General features: G+C 58.5%; 11 protein-coding genes and 1 rRNA gene. 2 read left to right on the forward strand and 10 right to left on the reverse strand.

Annotated elements, in window-relative coordinates; translation table 11 throughout:
* Positions 1-125: ribosomal RNA gene (locus KTAU_RS21830) — 23S ribosomal RNA — on the forward strand; the annotation flags it as partial.
* A gap of 279 nt (positions 126-404) precedes the next feature.
* Here KTAU_RS21830 and KTAU_RS21190 read toward each other — a convergent pair.
* The 3 genes from KTAU_RS21190 to KTAU_RS21200 form a co-directional block, all read right to left on the reverse strand.
* A complete protein-coding gene (locus KTAU_RS21190; protein WP_151730233.1) occupies positions 405-1952 on the reverse strand; it encodes a (Fe-S)-binding protein in 1548 nt (515 codons plus the stop codon).
* Between the two features lie 205 nt (positions 1953-2157).
* The gene (locus KTAU_RS21195) at positions 2158-3318 is read right to left on the reverse strand and encodes an SAM-dependent methyltransferase (protein WP_151730234.1); all 1161 of its coding nucleotides are present in this window, start codon (positions 3316-3318) and stop codon (positions 2158-2160) included.
* Between the two features lie 6 nt (positions 3319-3324).
* A complete protein-coding gene (locus KTAU_RS21200; RefSeq protein WP_170293481.1) occupies positions 3325-4659 on the reverse strand; it encodes an FAD-binding oxidoreductase in 1335 nt (444 codons plus the stop codon).
* A 324-nt stretch (positions 4660-4983) separates the two neighbouring features.
* On the opposite strand from KTAU_RS21200, the gene KTAU_RS21205 reads away from it, so the two are divergent.
* On the forward strand, positions 4984-5541 hold the full coding sequence (locus tag KTAU_RS21205) for a DinB family protein (RefSeq protein WP_151730236.1): 558 nt from the start codon (positions 4984-4986) through the stop codon (positions 5539-5541).
* Between the two features lie 235 nt (positions 5542-5776).
* Here the strand turns inward: KTAU_RS21205 and KTAU_RS21210 are convergent, their stop codons facing one another.
* From KTAU_RS21210 to KTAU_RS21235, 7 genes are all read right to left on the reverse strand, one after another.
* On the reverse strand, positions 5777-7255 hold the full coding sequence (locus KTAU_RS21210) for an FAD-linked oxidase C-terminal domain-containing protein (protein ID WP_151730237.1): 1479 nt from the start codon (positions 7253-7255) through the stop codon (positions 5777-5779).
* A 1468-nt stretch (positions 7256-8723) separates the two neighbouring features.
* Positions 8724-8897, reverse strand: coding sequence for a hypothetical protein (locus KTAU_RS21740; protein ID WP_170293482.1), 174 nt, complete (start codon positions 8895-8897; stop codon positions 8724-8726).
* Positions 8898-8924: 27 nt separating this feature from the next.
* Positions 8925-9284 carry a ribosome silencing factor gene (rsfS, locus tag KTAU_RS21215; RefSeq protein WP_223258202.1) on the reverse strand — a complete coding sequence of 120 codons (360 nt, stop codon included), beginning with the start codon at positions 9282-9284 and terminating at the stop codon, positions 8925-8927.
* A 313-nt stretch (positions 9285-9597) separates the two neighbouring features.
* On the reverse strand, positions 9598-11109 hold the full coding sequence (gene mptA / locus KTAU_RS21220) for a GTP cyclohydrolase MptA (RefSeq protein ID WP_151730239.1): 1512 nt from the start codon (positions 11107-11109) through the stop codon (positions 9598-9600).
* A 194-nt stretch (positions 11110-11303) separates the two neighbouring features.
* Positions 11304-13289, reverse strand: coding sequence for a protein kinase domain-containing protein (locus tag KTAU_RS21225; protein WP_151730240.1), 1986 nt, complete (start codon positions 13287-13289; stop codon positions 11304-11306).
* Positions 13290-13535: 246 nt separating this feature from the next.
* Positions 13536-14348, reverse strand: coding sequence for a PIG-L deacetylase family protein (locus KTAU_RS21230; RefSeq protein WP_151730241.1), 813 nt, complete (start codon positions 14346-14348; stop codon positions 13536-13538).
* A gap of 219 nt (positions 14349-14567) precedes the next feature.
* Positions 14568-15554 (reverse strand): HhH-GPD family protein, encoded by a 987-nt coding sequence (locus tag KTAU_RS21235; RefSeq protein WP_151730242.1) that lies wholly within the window; start codon positions 15552-15554, stop codon positions 14568-14570.
* Between the last annotated feature and the right edge of the window lie 6 nt (positions 15555-15560).

Here is a 15560-nt window from a genome sequence, read left to right on the forward strand (position 1 = left end):
CCGCTCCAGGCTGGACCCCCAGCCGGAGATAAGGTCCCAGGAAGATCACCTGGTTGATAGACCGGAGGTGGACACCTGGTAACAGGTGCAGCTGACCGGCCCTAATGACCGAACGGCTTGTGCTCTCTTATCTATCTCAGCTCTGCCTTGTTACGCTGTCTACGACTCCTCTCGGCAAAATTGAGGCAAGAATTGCAGCAGTTGTGAAGCGTTCTTTAAGAAGAGCTTATTGCTTGACGACATAAACAAGAGAGGAGTCTACTGGTCACCCTGGCTGGTAGGCTCCTCTCTTGTTCGTTTCCTGAACACCTCCTTAGAGGTAGTACATGTCACACACAGTGGACAAGCAGCCTCTAGGGGCCTGTCCCGGCAAGGACTTGCCCTGCCTGCAATGATCTGGCGACTTAACGCGAGCGGCGGGCCAGCCAGAAGCCGATCACGGCTCCGGCGCTGGCTCCCATGCCGACTAACAACGCACGCTGACGCAGGCGTCGTCGACGGGCTACTGCTGCCGCAGCAGGCTGGCGGTAGAGGCCGGCTGCTCGATAGGCCTGATCGAGCAACTCAACAGGATGCAGAACCTGCATTCTCAAGCCGCGCTCGCGAATCCCCAGGGCAATTTGCATCATACAGCCTGGGTTACCAGTGACTACTGCCTCCGCCCCTGTAGCTGCGATATTGTTCATTTTTCTCTCCAGCAGCTTACCAGCCAGGTCCTGATTCGTGATATTGTAAACACCCGCGCTGCCGCAGCACCAATCGGCCTCTTTTAGCTCCACTAGCCGCAGACCGGGAATGCTTTGTAACAAGCGGCGTGGCTGCTGCTTAATTTTTTGACCGTGGATCAGGTGACAGGCGTCATGGTAGGTGATCGTAAGGGGCACCTCGCCCATCTCCCGGTTGAGATCGATCGAGGTCAGAAACTCACTGATATCTTTTACTTTAGCGCTAAAGGCGGCAGCTCGCTCGGCATAGAGCGGGTCATCTGCCAGTAGGTGGCCATATTCCTTCAGATTAGAGCCGCAGCCCGCCGAGTTAATGATGATCGCGTCGCACTGATAGGCCTCGAAAACATCGATATTGTAGCGTGCCAACTCTCGCCCACGCCGCGCTTCACCTGCGTGGACATGTAAAGCACCGCAGCAGCGCTGCTGTGGGGGGGTGATGACCTCACAGCCGTTAGCGGCCAGCACCCGGATAGTTGCCTCATTCACGTCGCGGAATACCTGATCCATAATGCAACCGCTGATGAAGCCGACGCGATAGCGGCGCTGGCCCAAGGCCGGCGTGATCTCTGGCAAGGGGCGGGAGAAAAGAGGACCACGCGCTGGTGCCATTAAGGCTTCCGGGGTCTCCAGTCGACCCTGGAATGGGGTCGGTAGAGTGTTCACCATGTCCAGTAAGCCAGTAGCATGAACCAGGGCCTGCAAACCGCTGCGCTGGTAAAGCTTAAGAGCTGCAAAGAAAAGCGTCGTCATCAAGCGCGAAGGCAGCAGGATGTCGAAGAAAGCTCGACGCAGGAGTCGAGTAGTACGTGACTCCAAGGTTGCTCTAGCTGCACCGTCGGCGGACAGATTGGCTGGAGCCTGCTCAGCTCGCTCGATCTCTAGCTGGATCTGCTCGCGAGCAGCCTCGATTAGCTTCCCGAACTGCACACCAGAAGGGCAGGCGGTTTCACAGGCACGGCAGCCCAGACAACAGTACATATGCTCCACAAACTCTGGGCTGATGGCAATCCGGCCCTCTGCTACCGCCTGCATCTGATAGATGCGCCCTCGGGGTGAATCCATCTCTACCCCAAGCAGTGCATAAGTGGGGCATGTGGGAAGGCAGAAGCCGCAATGGATGCACTGGCGCATTAATTGATAGGTATGTGTATAACGGCGAAGTGGGCCTTCAGTAGGCGCAGCGACAGCCAGCGTCGTTTCCAGCGCCGTGGAGTGACTGGACATGATTTCCTCCCAGAGTAGTCTTGCTTGCAGAGGACCGACCGATGATGATAGTCAGGAGCACTTTTTCTGCGGCAGGGACGCCTCTCCTTCCCATTAGCGCGGTCTGCCCTGCCGTCTCTCTGCGCCGTGATGTTTTGTCTACCGCCTTCTGGCTAACCCTCCCAAGAGAGGTCAAGTCAGGCGGCAGCAGGCAGCCTTTCGCTTGCTATGCCCCTGCTCGTGATGGGCGGCGACCAGAGAAAGGTCGGCTCTGACGAGGAGAGGCAGCCACAACAGTAACCTCCTGGCGATTGTGAAAGAGCTGACGAGCCTTCACAATCGCGTATGCCCTCCGCAGAATCCCCAGCGCCTCGTGCAGAACAGGCAGCGGCTGGATGCGCTTCGTGACATGTGGCAGCTTGAGCACGCTGAGGACAAAGCCATCATCTCTGAGCAGTTCAGCGGCTCGTACCAGCAGGCGAGCTGCATCGCGAGCGTCCATCCGCATATCATTGGTAATGACAGCGAAGCGCCGCGGTTGGTGCAGAGCCTCGGCTAGATAAACCTCGGCGGAGCAACGTCGGTGTTCAAGACGCGAAGAGGCTTCCTCTCGCAAAGCTGGGGCAAGCGCGGCGGGATCAACTGCTACCACGCGCAGACCAGCCTGAAGCAGAAGGCGAGTCCAACCGCCGGGGGCGGCCCCCAAATCAAGGGCCTCGCCCCCGGTTGGCAATGTCAGGTTGAAAACCTCTAGCGCCTCCAATAGCTTCAATTCCGCGCGGCTGATCTGCTCAGGTAAGCGAGCGAAATGTCGCTCACCTCCTGGCCAGGAACTCAGGTTCTCCTCTGCCAGTGAAATGCCGACAAAGCCCCGTTCAGCGGTCAAGGCTATCGACAGCACGATCCGTGGCTTACGAATGGACTCGATTGCCCCCGTTTCCTCGCTGATCACACTTGCTAGCTTCTGGTTGATCTGGCCACTCGTATAGGCGAGTGAGCAGGCCAGGGGCTGCTTGGCTGGAGGCAGCAGGCGAGCCTGGACCGCAAAGTGCTGTCCCGGCCCCAGCCAAGCGAACTCAGGCAAAGCAGCTAGCGCCAGGGCTAGGCGGACGCAGTCGTCTTCTATCGTCCCGCTCAACTCAACGATGGTCTGTGCCGGTGCCAGATGACGCACAAAGATGGGCATATGCGCCATCGCCTGGTGCAAAAACCTGCGTATTTCCGGGACGGCGCACAAAGCAATTCCAGGAGCCAGCTCCTCTTCCACTGTCAGCGCCCGACAAAGCGACTGCAACTCAGCCAGTGCGGGTTGAAGGAACTCCGGCTGAGCCGTGGCAATCACTCGTTCTGCATTGTTATCGTTAGCTCCGTAAAGCGTGACCTTCACCGCTGGCTAGAGACCTCCCACGAAACGACCCTTGACAAAGATTCCACCTGGATCAAAGCGCTGCTTGATCCGTTGCATCAGCGGAAAGTCCGAACCGACTGGTCCCCAGACATCAATTTGGCGCTTTAAGGCTGTAGGGGCGCGTTCGATGACCAAGCTCCCTTTCCCCTCCTGAGCCTGCTGCCGCAAAAGCCTCAGCGCTTCTAGTAGTTCACTGCTCACCTCCGCAGGGTGCAGTTCAAGATAGACGATACCACTGCCGGCATGGGCCACAGCAGCCATCTCCAGATTTAAGCGCCGACAGAGCTGCTCAGCGAACTGCAGGTAAGCGGCAATTGAAGTAATCAGCATTGTCGCCTTGCATGTCAGCTCGCCGCTTGTCTGGGCACGCACAGCCTCCCAAAACGCCTCCTGCTCGGCTCCTTGCAAATCCTCCCCCATCAAAGCCCCATGCTGGCGAGCCAGCAGGCGTGTCTCATCCATTTGACGATGAATAGCGCTGAGACTTCCTTCGAAGTCGAAAGCCAGCGTATAACCATTGGCCGGCAAGGAAAGGCCTGTTCGGGTCGCAATCGCCCTGGCGGCACTGCCATCCAGCAGCTCAATAGCCGTTGGCGTCAAAACGGAGCCGAGCACCGCGCTCACCAGACGCATCGCATCGGTCACGGCTGGAAAAGTGAGCAAAAGCGTGCGCTCTGCTGCAGGCAGAGGATGGAGCTTGAAATTCGCCTCAACAATGATCGCCAACGTTCCTAGTGAGCCGATATAGAGCTTGTTCAGATCGTAGCCAGCTACATTTTTCACTACCCGGCCCCCACTGCGGGCGATTTCACCATCGGCCTGGATTGTGCGTAACCCGATGACCAAATCACGAGCGGTCCCATAGCGCAGGCGGCGCGGGCCGCTGGCATTAGTGGCCAGAATCCCCCCAATGGTAGCCTGCTCGGCATGAGGGGGGTCGAGAGCCAGACGCTGACCACGGGTGGCCAGTTGCCTCTGGAGCGCTGCCAGTGTGATACCGGCTTCGGCCTGACAAGTCAGATCGGCAGCCTCGTGCTCTAGCAAGCGCGAGAGACGAGTAAGCTCGATTACAGCATCCAGGCTCTTGGGGACACCTCCCAGACCGAGATGGGTTCCGCCACCACGTGGCAAAAGGCTCACCTGATACTGGTGAGCTAGAGCCACAACCTGCGCTGTCTCATCCGTACTCGACGGCACGATGACGGCCCGGGGCTGCATCTCATCAACCGCATAGCGCTGCAGTGTTGCAGAATCAAGAAGGACAGCGGTCTGGGGTAGCTGCTCTTGAAGAGCGGCAATGAAGCTGGCGAAGTCACCCATCAGGCTCTGCTCCTCCAGAAATAAAAAGTTAGCGCCAAACCCGTAGCGGCGGAAAGGCCAACGCAGCCGTGCGGCTAGGCCAGGTGGCGGCATGAGATGGGCTGCGGACTGGCTGACTGGCTTCACCTGACGCCGCCGCCGACATTATAGCATAATTACTGTTCTTATCTCTCATTCTCAACGGCTGCGCTCCCGCTAGGAGAAGGCGGACCGGGTCAGCCGGCGATAAAGTGGCAGGTGAGTGCAAGCGAGCCATCTGGCGGCCATTCTTGCTGTACATTACCTTGCCTGGTTTGCTAGCCTCTGAGGCCAGGAGCGTTTATAATGAAAGCTATGACGAACGAGGCCCGGCAATTTTCCAGCGAGTTTGATCACATTGCGCATGAAGCGCTTCAACTGCTGCAACAGGTTCCTGCGGCACTGCTTGACCATCCTTTCCCGACACCTGAGAGCTACTCCATCTTCATGTTGGCCACCTACTTGGTCGAAGTCGGGGAATTTTGGATTGTCGGTCAAATCGGCAAGAAGCCACAGCCTTCGCCGAGCCTGGCCGAATTTTGCGCTGCGGGAACGCTACCGGCGCTGATTGCCCGCTATCAGCGCTGGCTCAAGGAAGTCCATGACATACTCGACAGACTTCCGGATGAAGCGCTAGATGAGCCGCTGGCTTTCGCCCTGGCGCCAGGGGGGCTTGCGCAAGTCGCCTCAATGACTGCGCGAGCCTGTTTGCAGCAGGCGATCCGTCACTGTGGACTGATCCTGGAGCATATGCGCACTCTCTCTCGCTCGCTTCTCAGCAGCACTGGGGAAGAACCACCGGCCAACACTCCGGGCGTTCCAGCAACAGCTGAGGAGCGGCAGAGCCAGGACGGGCAGATCTGAGCCTGGAAGCAGAGAGCGAGTCAGCTCACCAGGCCAGCTAGCCGGCCTATCTCCGACCCCTGCCTGCGCATTAACACAGCTTGCTTGCTAGAGTGCGAGCGGGCAACTAAGGGAAGCCGATCGAGTCTAAGCAAGCGCAGTAAAGGAGAAGGCCAGCGAGCAAGTTGACCGGAGCGCCAAAGGAAGAGACTGTCTGGGTTCGATAGAGGCATCGAACTCAAACAGGCGTCTGCACTCAAAGCTGCTTCACCTCTGCGCAGCGTCCTGGGCGCGGGAAAAGCTTGCCTGGATTAAAAAGCTGCTCCGGATTCCATGCCTCGCGAACCTGCTGCATCACCCGCAGATCAACAGGGCTGAAAATCAGGGCCATCTCCTCCTGCTTTTCTACTCCCACGCCATGCTCACCGGTGATTGATCCGCCGACCTCAGCGCAAACTGCCAGGATTTCATGGCCGGCCTGACGTACTCGTTCAACCTCGCCAGGCACTTGCGAGTCAAAGAGAATCAGCGGGTGAAGGTTACCATCGCCGGCGTGAAAGACATTCCCCACACGTAAGCCATAGCGTGCGCAGATTTCACTCACACGGCGTAGCACATAAGGCAGCTTCGTGCGTGGTACGACTCCATCCTGCACATAGAACTCGGGACTAATGCGACCTACGGCCCCAAAGGCGTTCTTGCGACCTGCCCATAGCAGCTGGCGTTCTGTCTCATTGGCGGCAATGCGCACGGAGCGGGCATGATTGTGCTGGCAGATTGCCACGATGCGTTCTGTCTGGTCCTTTACCTCCTCGCGCAGTCCCTCAGCCTCCAGCAGCAGCACGGCGGCGGCATCCAGCGGATAGCCAGCATGCATATCTGCCTCCACGGCCTGTAGAATCATCTGGTCCATCATCTCAATAGCGGCGGGGATCATGCCACTGGCAATGATTTCAGAGACCGTATTCGAGGCATCGTCCATGCTATTGAAGACCGCCAGCATCGTCTTCACTTCCTCTGGCAGGTGAACGATGCGTGTAACGATCTTTGTCACCACGCACAGTGTGCCCTCAGAGCCAGTAATCAGGCCCGTCAGATCGTAGCCTGGCCGATCCGGTGTCCAGCCGCCTACCTCCACAACCTCGCCATTGGAGGTCACAATTTCCAGGCCCAAAACATGATTAGTGGTTACCCCATAAAGCAGCGTATGGGGACCGCCGGCGTTCTCTCCCACGTTGCCGCCGATAGTGCAGGAGCGCTGGCTGCTCGGATCAGGTACATAGTAGAAACCGCGCGGATTAAGCGCATTGCTCAAATGAAGGTTGACCAGGCCCGGCTGCACCACAGCACGCATGTTTTCATAGTCGACCTCCAGAATGCGATTCATGCGCGCAAAGGCAATGACGATGCCCCCGTAGAGGGGGATTGCCCCACCGCTCAAGCCTGTGCCGGCGCCGCGAGGCACCACGGGAACGCGGTGGCGAGCTGCGATCTTCACAATGCCTGCTACCTCCTCAGTTGAGGAAGGAAGCACCACAATATCTGGTCGGCTCCGATCGATCGAGGCGTCATACTCATACAACATTAAATCGTATGGATCATGGAGCACATAGCGCTCTCCTAATAGAGCGCTCAGCTCGCGCACCACACTGGCCTTACGCTCCTCGGAGAGGCGCTCAAAAGGTGGGGCTACCGATCCCCGGGCGGTAGTCGCTGGCAACTCTGTAATGCTCATAAGCCTGGCCCTTCTTCCAGAGGCGCCGCTGCACAGCTGCGCCTCTGCTTGCTTTGCTTCCGTTTCGCTCAAGCTCCTTGCTTGCTCTGACCCGCGACAAGGCCGAGGGAAGGATGAGGAGCACCTGCTTGCTCATCCTTCCAAGAGAATGATATCACCTCAGCGGGCGATCTGGAAGAGAGGCTGAGTGGGGTGCTGGTGGGTCATCCGGAGAGCTGGCAGATGACGATCGCCCCTTCTGGTGACCAAAGGTGGGGTTGCGGATTTTATCCTCTGGCGCGAGGGGAGAGCGGAAGAGGCGCCAGCACCAGAGACAGCTAGCAACGAGAGCGAGTCCCAGGCCCGCCAGTACAGCCAGGTGTAGCAAGCCTGGTCCGCCGGTAGACGCTTCTTCTGCCGGGGTTATGGCAGCTGAGGAAGAGAGTAAGGAGCGGCCAGTGTCACTCTGTCCGGTGGCTATCCCTGTCTCCGCCGGAGAGGGAGATGGCAAGCGCAAAGTGCTCCAAGCTGGCTGCGTACCGGCAATGGCTGGCGCTGGCGTGCTATGAAGCGAAGAGGCAGCCGTTTCTCTCCCTTGTGCACTGCTTTGGGCTACGTTTGGAGAGGCCGTTGGGCTAGCCACTTTGGGCGTTGACGATGGCGAGGGTTGGAGCGAGGGAGCGTTACTGCTGCCGGGCGTAGGGTCGGTTGTTGACTGCCAGACCGGCGCGCCATCGCTGATGCGGGCGAAAGACTCCTCGCTGTTCAGCAGGGGGACATTCACCTCATCGATGACAACCGAGCCATTGAAGAGGAGTCGAAGGGTGAAGGGTTCATTGGGAAAGAAGGACTGCGAATCTGGGAAAACTACCAAGAAGCCGTGGGCGGGCAAGGCTGAAGAGAGTGGCAACAGAAACAGTGGAGTTTGGGGGCCAGTATCGAGCGCGGCGTGGACCGCATACAAATCGACGGGCTGGTCAAGAGGGTTATACAGCTCAACCCAGGCATCGCGATTCAGAGTCGTTGTACCGGCTGAAGAGCAGTTCCAGGGGCTAGCGGGCCGGGTCAAGACCTCGTTCAGTAGAATCGCGTGAGAGCGGAGCGGAGGGGGAAGAGCGCTGGGTATCGCTGAAGGGAAGGGGGAGGCGCAGCTATGTACGGCGGCGGCCTCACCTCCTTTCGCGCTCAAAGCAGACAAAAAAAGAAAAAAAGCCAAAGCAAGTAAGACCACCGTATACCGCACAAGTGCCTCCCTACTATCCTTCTTCGCTATACTTTTTGGCTTTACTTATAGGTGTATAGATCTCAGTAGACAAATGAAGCAAGCAGACAACCGGGCAACTAACTAACTAACCAGGACCGACCTCCGAAGCTTATCTTCGCGGAGGCAATGAGCTAACTGGCGAGCCAAGGCTAGCCAGCCGGGGGAGCCTGGCAGGCTCGGTCTCCACAGCTGTGGCGCAGTGATGCCGGCACTACGCTCTTAAAATCACTGATACAGGTACTCAAATGGGATAGTGCGTCGTCGGTGCAACAGCTTACGCAGGGCTTCAACGCTGCTTTCACCGAGTGTAAAAGCGATCACTGAGCCGATGATGAAGCCGCAGATGCCGCCGAAGGCCACCCCTTCGAGGAACATGCGGTTGCGCAGAAACGTCATCATTGACCACCTTTTCTAGAGTAGAGTCTGTTATTGCAGGTAGACTACCGTTTTCGCCTCGCTCCACAGGCGTTCGAGCCGGTAGTACTCCCGCTCTCTTGGCCCGAAGATATGGACGATCACAGCGCCGAAATCCAAGAGGACCCAACCGCTGGTGGCATCGCCCTCTTGATGGAGCAGGCTAGCGCCCTGTTTCTCCAGCTCCTCTTCCAGGGCGTCGGCGATAGCCTGAATCTGGCGCTCATTGCTTCCGCTACAAATGACAAAGTAGTCGGCGATACTGCTCAGGCCCTGGAGGTCGAGCAGGACGACATCTGACGCCTTTTTATCAGATGCCACGTCGACCGCTGTCCGTGCTAGTTTACCGGGGTTGAGAAGCACTTGTTCCACAGCGACTCTTACAGGACCTCCGTCTTGTCTGCAGCCAAGGGAGAGACAGACTCTCTCAGACTGATTCGAATTCATTGTGCGCTCTATTGTAACGGCATTATAGCACGTTGGAGAGGAGTTGTTAAGGGTCTTGTCCTGGGAAGGAGAAAACTCAACCAATGAAGGGAGAGAAGGCGCGGATGGTGAGCGAAGAGGAGCCAGCCCGGTTGCTTCCGGGCTGGCCAGCGACTGGTGATCTAGCGCTGGGAACCGCCAGCGACTCAGCAGATAGACTGCAGCAAGCCACTGGCAGACAGACCGCCAGCAGATGGGGCTACTCGATGCTCTTGAGCCACTCCTCGCGGGTGGTATGGTGTTCGAGGCTCGCTTGCTCCCGAATCTCCGCTCGCAGTTCTGCCAGTGTGCCCCATCCCTCGGCCACCACATCATATTTGTGAATCGTCTCCTCGTTGCGCTGACTGGCCCAGACAAAGGTATCGGGAGGAAGATGCTCATAGCGCTCGATAATAGCGCGTAGCATCTCGCGCACGACATCCTCGACAAAGCGCGGATTAGTGTGGGCTTTATTAACCACGTATAGCTCATCGGGGCGTTTCAGCAGCGCATAGTTCTCTGAACTCATGGCATTCTCGGCGATGCTGATTAGCTCGTGGGCATCGATCAGCTCTTGAGTTCCGACCATGAGCAGCGCTCGTCCGCGTTGATTATGGGTGGCGAGCGGTGTGACATCGAGCATTTTCTCGATGGCCTCGTCCGGGAAACCCTCCTCGCGCAGGCGAACGCGAGCGAGGGAGTGCACCATATCCTGAGCGCAAGGGCAAGCGACCATGCCCTCAACCTCGACCCCTACCAGGCGGCGAGTCCCTTTACGCGTGGCCACGGCCTGGGCCAGCAGGCCATAGACCTCCTGGGTAGGGCGTCCCGAAATGGGGGTCCATTTCTGCAGTGGGTAGGTTGTCCGCAGATGGACCTCAGCCCGTAGCACTTGTTGTCGCTCGATAATGCGGCGTGCCAGCTGCTCGGCCAGCACTTCGACCCGCGGCCAGACCATCAGACTGATCTCCTCCAGGGCCTCCTCCAGAGCCTCACTGAAGCGCGACATATGAACGCCCGCCCTGACGGGGTCCAGGTCGGCGTAGAGGTCGAAGACAACCTGAAACCATTGGGCTCGCTCGTCGCTGCCGAGCAGAATGGCTTTCTGTAGGCCTGCCACACCAACTCGTCCCAGGCGCACATGCACTGCTGGCCTGCTATTCTGAATATCATGCTCCAGTGGAACACGCAGATTGTCCGCCAGCTTTTTGACGCCATCCTGGGGTAGCGCATCCCGTAATTCGCTGATGCTGCGCCCGCTGCTCGGGTCAATCAACTCCGGGGCGATCTCTGCCAGCGGCACCAAGACAAAGGCGCGCTCTGTCATCCTTGGATGAGGAATAGTCAGATGCTCCTCATGCATCTGTAGATCATCGTAGAGAAGGATATCGATATCTATTGGTCGCGGTCCATTGCGCACGGTTGGACGGCGCCCCAGGGCGGTCTCTATGGTTTTAGCATAGGCCAGCAGCTGCTCAGCGGAGAGGGCGGTGCGTCCGGCACAGACCATATTAAAAAAGCGGGGCTGTTCTGCGTACCCCACCGGCTCTGTCTCGTAAACCGAGGAGACCCTGCTGATCTCCACAACCTCCCTCAGTCGTTGGAGCGCCGCAGCCAGATTCGCGCGTCGGTCTCCTACATTTGAGCCGAGCGCCAGGTAGACAGTATGTGTTTTAACTGGAGACTTGCCATTCGACGAATACCCGGCTGAGGCAGTCAGGTCCAAGCTCATAAAAAAAGTGATCCTCCTGGAAGCCCCTTCCATTGTTGAACGGATAGCATCCTCATCGTATTGTAACACCGGGCGGAAGGTTTTCCTTCCACCCGGACAAGCTGGCAACGTTTGAGAGGGGTGGGCGCTGGCCTGAACCGGGCGGGGAGGGTGCACTGCGGAACAGGAGCGAGGCATGCTGGAGGTGAACGAGACTATCCCTGGTATTCAAAGACCCAGATGTCGCTAAAGACGGCCTCGCTGCCGTTATTGCTGTCGCCTCCCACTAGTAGCCCGATCAGACCCTCGCTGTAGGCCGGGTCTGAGTAGCTATTAATGACGAGCTGATTATTGATGTAGAACCTGAAAGAGGAGCCGTGTGCCAGGACCATGAGCATGTTAGGGACGTTATAGCCAGTCTGGATGGCGTTGGAGTGGGTCCAATCGATCAGCGTCAGCCAGGCCTGGGGATTTGTTCCCGAGGCGCGCACGAAGCGATACTGTCCCTGGCTATTGATTTCAAAGACATAAAAACTGGGCGTAGTCGGATCGAGACGAAAGACCAGGCCGCAGAAATCACCGCGCAACAGGCGTGCCTGAACCTTGATCACGGCGTCGGTCATATGTTCCTGGCTTGAAAAGCACCAGGCGGCCTCATGCGGTCCCAGAGTCTGCACATGGTAGCCTTGAGCTGAGAAGAAACACTGGCTGCCGGAGCTGGCCCAGCCGCCGCCGGGATTGCGCAAGTCGTACTGATAGAGCAGGTTCCCAGCGCCGACTGAGGAGGAGATCCCTGCGGTGGCCTGGGCCCGTGAGCGTGCAAGCTGGGTGGCCATCAAGTTATTCTGAGCAATGGCGGTCTGAGTGGCCTGCAGTTGTTGAGGACTCAGCGCGGGGCTGCCGGAGCCGGCCCCTTTGCCGGCGGAAGGTGCACTCCGCCAGAGGCTAACGAGCGGCACAAAAAGCAGAGCTAATAGTACACAGGCAGCGATAAGTGAGAGCAGGCGAAAACGACGGCTTGGCAAGCGCCTGATGGTAGCGCTCGCCTCTAACAGCGTGCTCTCGCTGGCCACTACTTCCTGGGGAGGAGAAGCGGCTAAAGCGTTCTCACTGTCGCTTTCCTCACTCTGGCTATCGAGATCAGGTTGCTCTGGCAGGTCGGTGAGAGGGAAAAGCTGGGGTGTGGCCGGAGGGCGCACCATTTCCCGCTCTTCGTCGGGGACAATAAAGGTCTCTTGCTCAGCCAGGCGAGAAGGGCTGGGCGTGGCCTCGGCCTGACTTTCCTCGGCGATCAACGTCGAGTCATCGTTGCCCGGTGTGGTCGTGGCGGTGCTGTGATCTTTCAGCGTCAATGGTCCGGGCCGGGATCGGGGGCTGCGACCGCGCTCCTGCTGCAAGGCGCGCCAGTAAGCGGTAGCCAGTTCCTGGGCCTCCTGGTAGCGCTCGTTCGGATCTTTGGCGAGGGCTTTGAAGATCACTTCTTCAACGGCGGGGGGAATCTCGCTATTGAATTCGCGCGGCGAGGGCGGTGGCGTCTGGATATGGCGCAAGAAAATGGCGACTGGCGACTCAGCGGTAAAGGGTACACGCCCGGTAAGCATCTGGAAGAGCACGACACCCAGGGAGTAGATATCGCTGCGGTAGTCGCTGATACCATTCGACTGCTCTGGGGCCATGTATTCCGGTGTGCCGACGATGGTGCCGTCGCTGGTCAGCGATTCAGCCCCCATGATGGCCTTGGCCAGGCCAAAATCGGCAAGATAGGCATAGCCGTCGGGTCGCAGCAGAATATTTGACGGCTTGACGTCGCGATGAAGAACGCCGTGATCATGGGCATACTGCAGCGCTGAAGCGATTTGATCGAGGAAGCTGGCTGCCTCTTCCAGGGTCAGCCGCTTGCGCCGGTGTAAATAGTCGCGCAGCGTTCCTCCCTCGACATAGGGCATCACGAGATAATACCAGGGGCTCTGCTCCCCAAAGTCATAGAGTGGCAAAATGTGATCGTGGGAGAGTGCGCCAACCGCCAGCGCCTCCCGCTCAAAACGGCGAATAAATGACTCATCTCGTCCGTAGAGTACCTTGATGGCGACCTGCCGTTTGACGCGGCGGTCGTAGGCCACATAGACTTCGGCCATGCCTCCTTGGGCGATGCGGCGGCGTAGTTCATAGCGCCCAAGCGTGAGTCCTTCGATCCCCTTCATCCTATGACTCCTGATCCGTTGCCTCGCTCCGGTAAATGATGGCTACCTCCAAGCTGGCCGTTCTATTTCTTTCTCTTTTCTGGCTAGAAAGCCCCTCTGGCCTATAACGCATCTGTTGATGACCGGGCCTTATTATATCTATTTTTCGGAACAAGTATGGATCATTTTATGACCATCATACCATATGGAAAGCCCCTGGCAGGTGGTTCGCACCACCTGCCTGCAGGAAAGTACCCTTCTGCTGGTCTAGCGGTAGCGAGGGGTCCAGTAGCGTTCGAGATGGACGGTCTCCACCGGGCGAATGTTGTGGGTGTATTCGTCCATCAATTTGTACATAGATTCTTTATCGCCGAAGATCGCAGCGATCTGCGAGGCATACATCTGGGAGGCTTCCTGGCGTAGGGGAAGCAGCTCAGACATCTCGACGTAGGCTGGCTCCAGCGTATCGCCGAACTCGTGCAGGCGCCTCTCCAGCTCGCCAAGGCGGGTGACGTACGGGAAATCTTCATAGAACTTGACGTTGGCGTGGCGCTGCACAAGACGATCGGCTGCCGAACAGACCAGCTGATGATCGACGTGGTGACCCACGCCAAGGGGGGCGTACCAGACGGTATCGGGGAGTTGCTCGCTCAGGCTCACCAGCAGCTGGCCGAGCTGCTGATCAATGCTCAGGTCGGCGGGATGAATGGTGCTAAACAGCTCCTCCTCGCGGGTATAGTGAGGGGGATTCCCGCGATAGATAGCGTCCGGATAGTCCAGCCAGAGATAGTCAGCTCCGAGGTAGTCCAGCGCGCGTGCGTCCTCGCGCCGTCGGGTCTCTACTGCCTCGCGCGCATCGTGGCCAAAGCCCATGCTCTGATGGACGGCGGTTGCCAGCGCGCTAAGGGGCGGATTGACCGGTGGCAGGCCGGCGAAGACAGTAATGACCAGAGGATGCAGGCCGCAACTGGCCTGCAGCGCGATCGTTCCACCGCAGGAGAAGACGACGTCGTCGAAATGAGGAGAGAGAAATATATGTCGATGCTTTCTGGCGATATCGGCAATACTTTGTAGCTGCAAGGGTAAGCCCTCCCGTGAGTAGTTCGATCAAGACCACTGGATGCAGGTGGCCCCGCGGGATGCTGATGGGGCCGCGGTCTCCACGCAACATATCATACACTATGTTGCAATGCAATGGAGACAGTTATTGCCTCAGCGGGAGGGCTAACTGGGGCTGATGACGCAGCGAGACTAACGCCTGGAGCGTCCCTCACGAGCGCCGAGCGAGCAGGGGCGAAACTATGGCAGCCGTACCCCCTCTTCCTCTTGGTAATCGACCAGGCCATCGTGGGCCAGGCGACTGACAAGCCGTTGGAGCCAGGGGAGATCGGCCTCGGTGTAGGACGACTTGATGCGTGGCCCTAGCTCGGCCAAGGAAAGGCGCTGCTCTGGTGGCAGGGTCCGCAGCAGAGCGACAATACGGCCCCGGAAATAGCGATCGCTTTGCGTGAAAGGCTGGGCCTGATAGCCGCTCTTCTTCTCGGCCACTTTGCGCAGGGTGCGCAGGACCGTTCCCGAAGGAAAGAGGCTCTGGGCGCTCAGTTCACGGTAGGCTGCGCAAGCTTCGCCGACGGGACAGCGCTCGCACTGCGGGCTGGCGCTTGTACAAATCATGGCTCCCAGGTCCATGAGGGCTTGATTCCACTCATAGGCCCGACCAGGAGGCAAGACCTGCTCGGCCAGGGTCAGTGTCTCGGCATCGCTCAGGCGTGGCTCTGGATGTTCCAGGCCGATGAAGAGCCGATGAAGCACGCGGCGAATGTTTGTATCGACAGTGGCGACTTGCCGATGATAGGCGAAGCAGGCAATGGCCCCGGCAGTGTAGCGTCCGATCCCTTTGAGCTTGAGCAGCTCCTCTACGCTATCAGGAATGCGCCCCTGGTAGTCGCTGACAACCTGGCGGGCGATGGCCTGCAGACGCACAGCACGCTGGTTATAGCCCAGGGGCACCCAGGTTGAGATGACCGCTGCCGTTGGCGCCGCGGCCAGGTCCGCTACAGTGGGAAAGCGGCTCAGAAACTCATGATATTTGGGAATGACGCGCTCTACCTGGGTCTGCTGGAGCATGATTTCGGAGACCAGGATGGCGTACGGGTCGCTGGTCGCGCGCCAGGGCAGCGGACGCTGCTCGTGGGCGTACCACTCTAGCAGAAGATGATGAACCCGCGCGAGCTGCTCGGGCGTGGGTTGCGCGACGGTCGAGGATGACGGTGAGCTTCGATGCATAGTCCC

Source organism: Thermogemmatispora aurantia, from assembly GCF_008974285.1.
In the GTDB taxonomy this organism is placed as follows: domain Bacteria; phylum Chloroflexota; class Ktedonobacteria; order Ktedonobacterales; family Ktedonobacteraceae; genus Thermogemmatispora; species Thermogemmatispora aurantia.

Excerpts from the sequence above, each read along its gene's own strand:
- KTAU_RS21740 (WP_170293482.1), bottom strand. The coding sequence starts at position 8,897 with ATGATGACGTTTCTGCGCAACCGCATGTTCCTCGAAGGGGTGGCCTTC.
- mptA (WP_151730239.1), bottom strand. The coding sequence starts at position 11,109 with ATGAGCTTGGACCTGACTGCCTCAGCCGGGTATTCGTCGAATGGCAAG.
- KTAU_RS21210 (WP_151730237.1), bottom strand. The coding sequence starts at position 7,255 with ATGAGCATTACAGAGTTGCCAGCGACTACCGCCCGGGGATCGGTAGCC.
- KTAU_RS21205 (WP_151730236.1), top strand. The coding sequence starts at position 4,984 with ATGAAAGCTATGACGAACGAGGCCCGGCAATTTTCCAGCGAGTTTGAT.
- KTAU_RS21235 (WP_151730242.1), bottom strand. The coding sequence starts at position 15,554 with ATGCATCGAAGCTCACCGTCATCCTCGACCGTCGCGCAACCCACGCCC.
- KTAU_RS21200 (WP_170293481.1), bottom strand. The coding sequence starts at position 4,659 with ATGGGTGACTTCGCCAGCTTCATTGCCGCTCTTCAAGAGCAGCTACCC.
- KTAU_RS21190 (WP_151730233.1), bottom strand. The coding sequence starts at position 1,952 with ATGTCCAGTCACTCCACGGCGCTGGAAACGACGCTGGCTGTCGCTGCG.
- KTAU_RS21225 (WP_151730240.1), bottom strand. The coding sequence starts at position 13,289 with ATGAAGGGGATCGAAGGACTCACGCTTGGGCGCTATGAACTACGCCGC.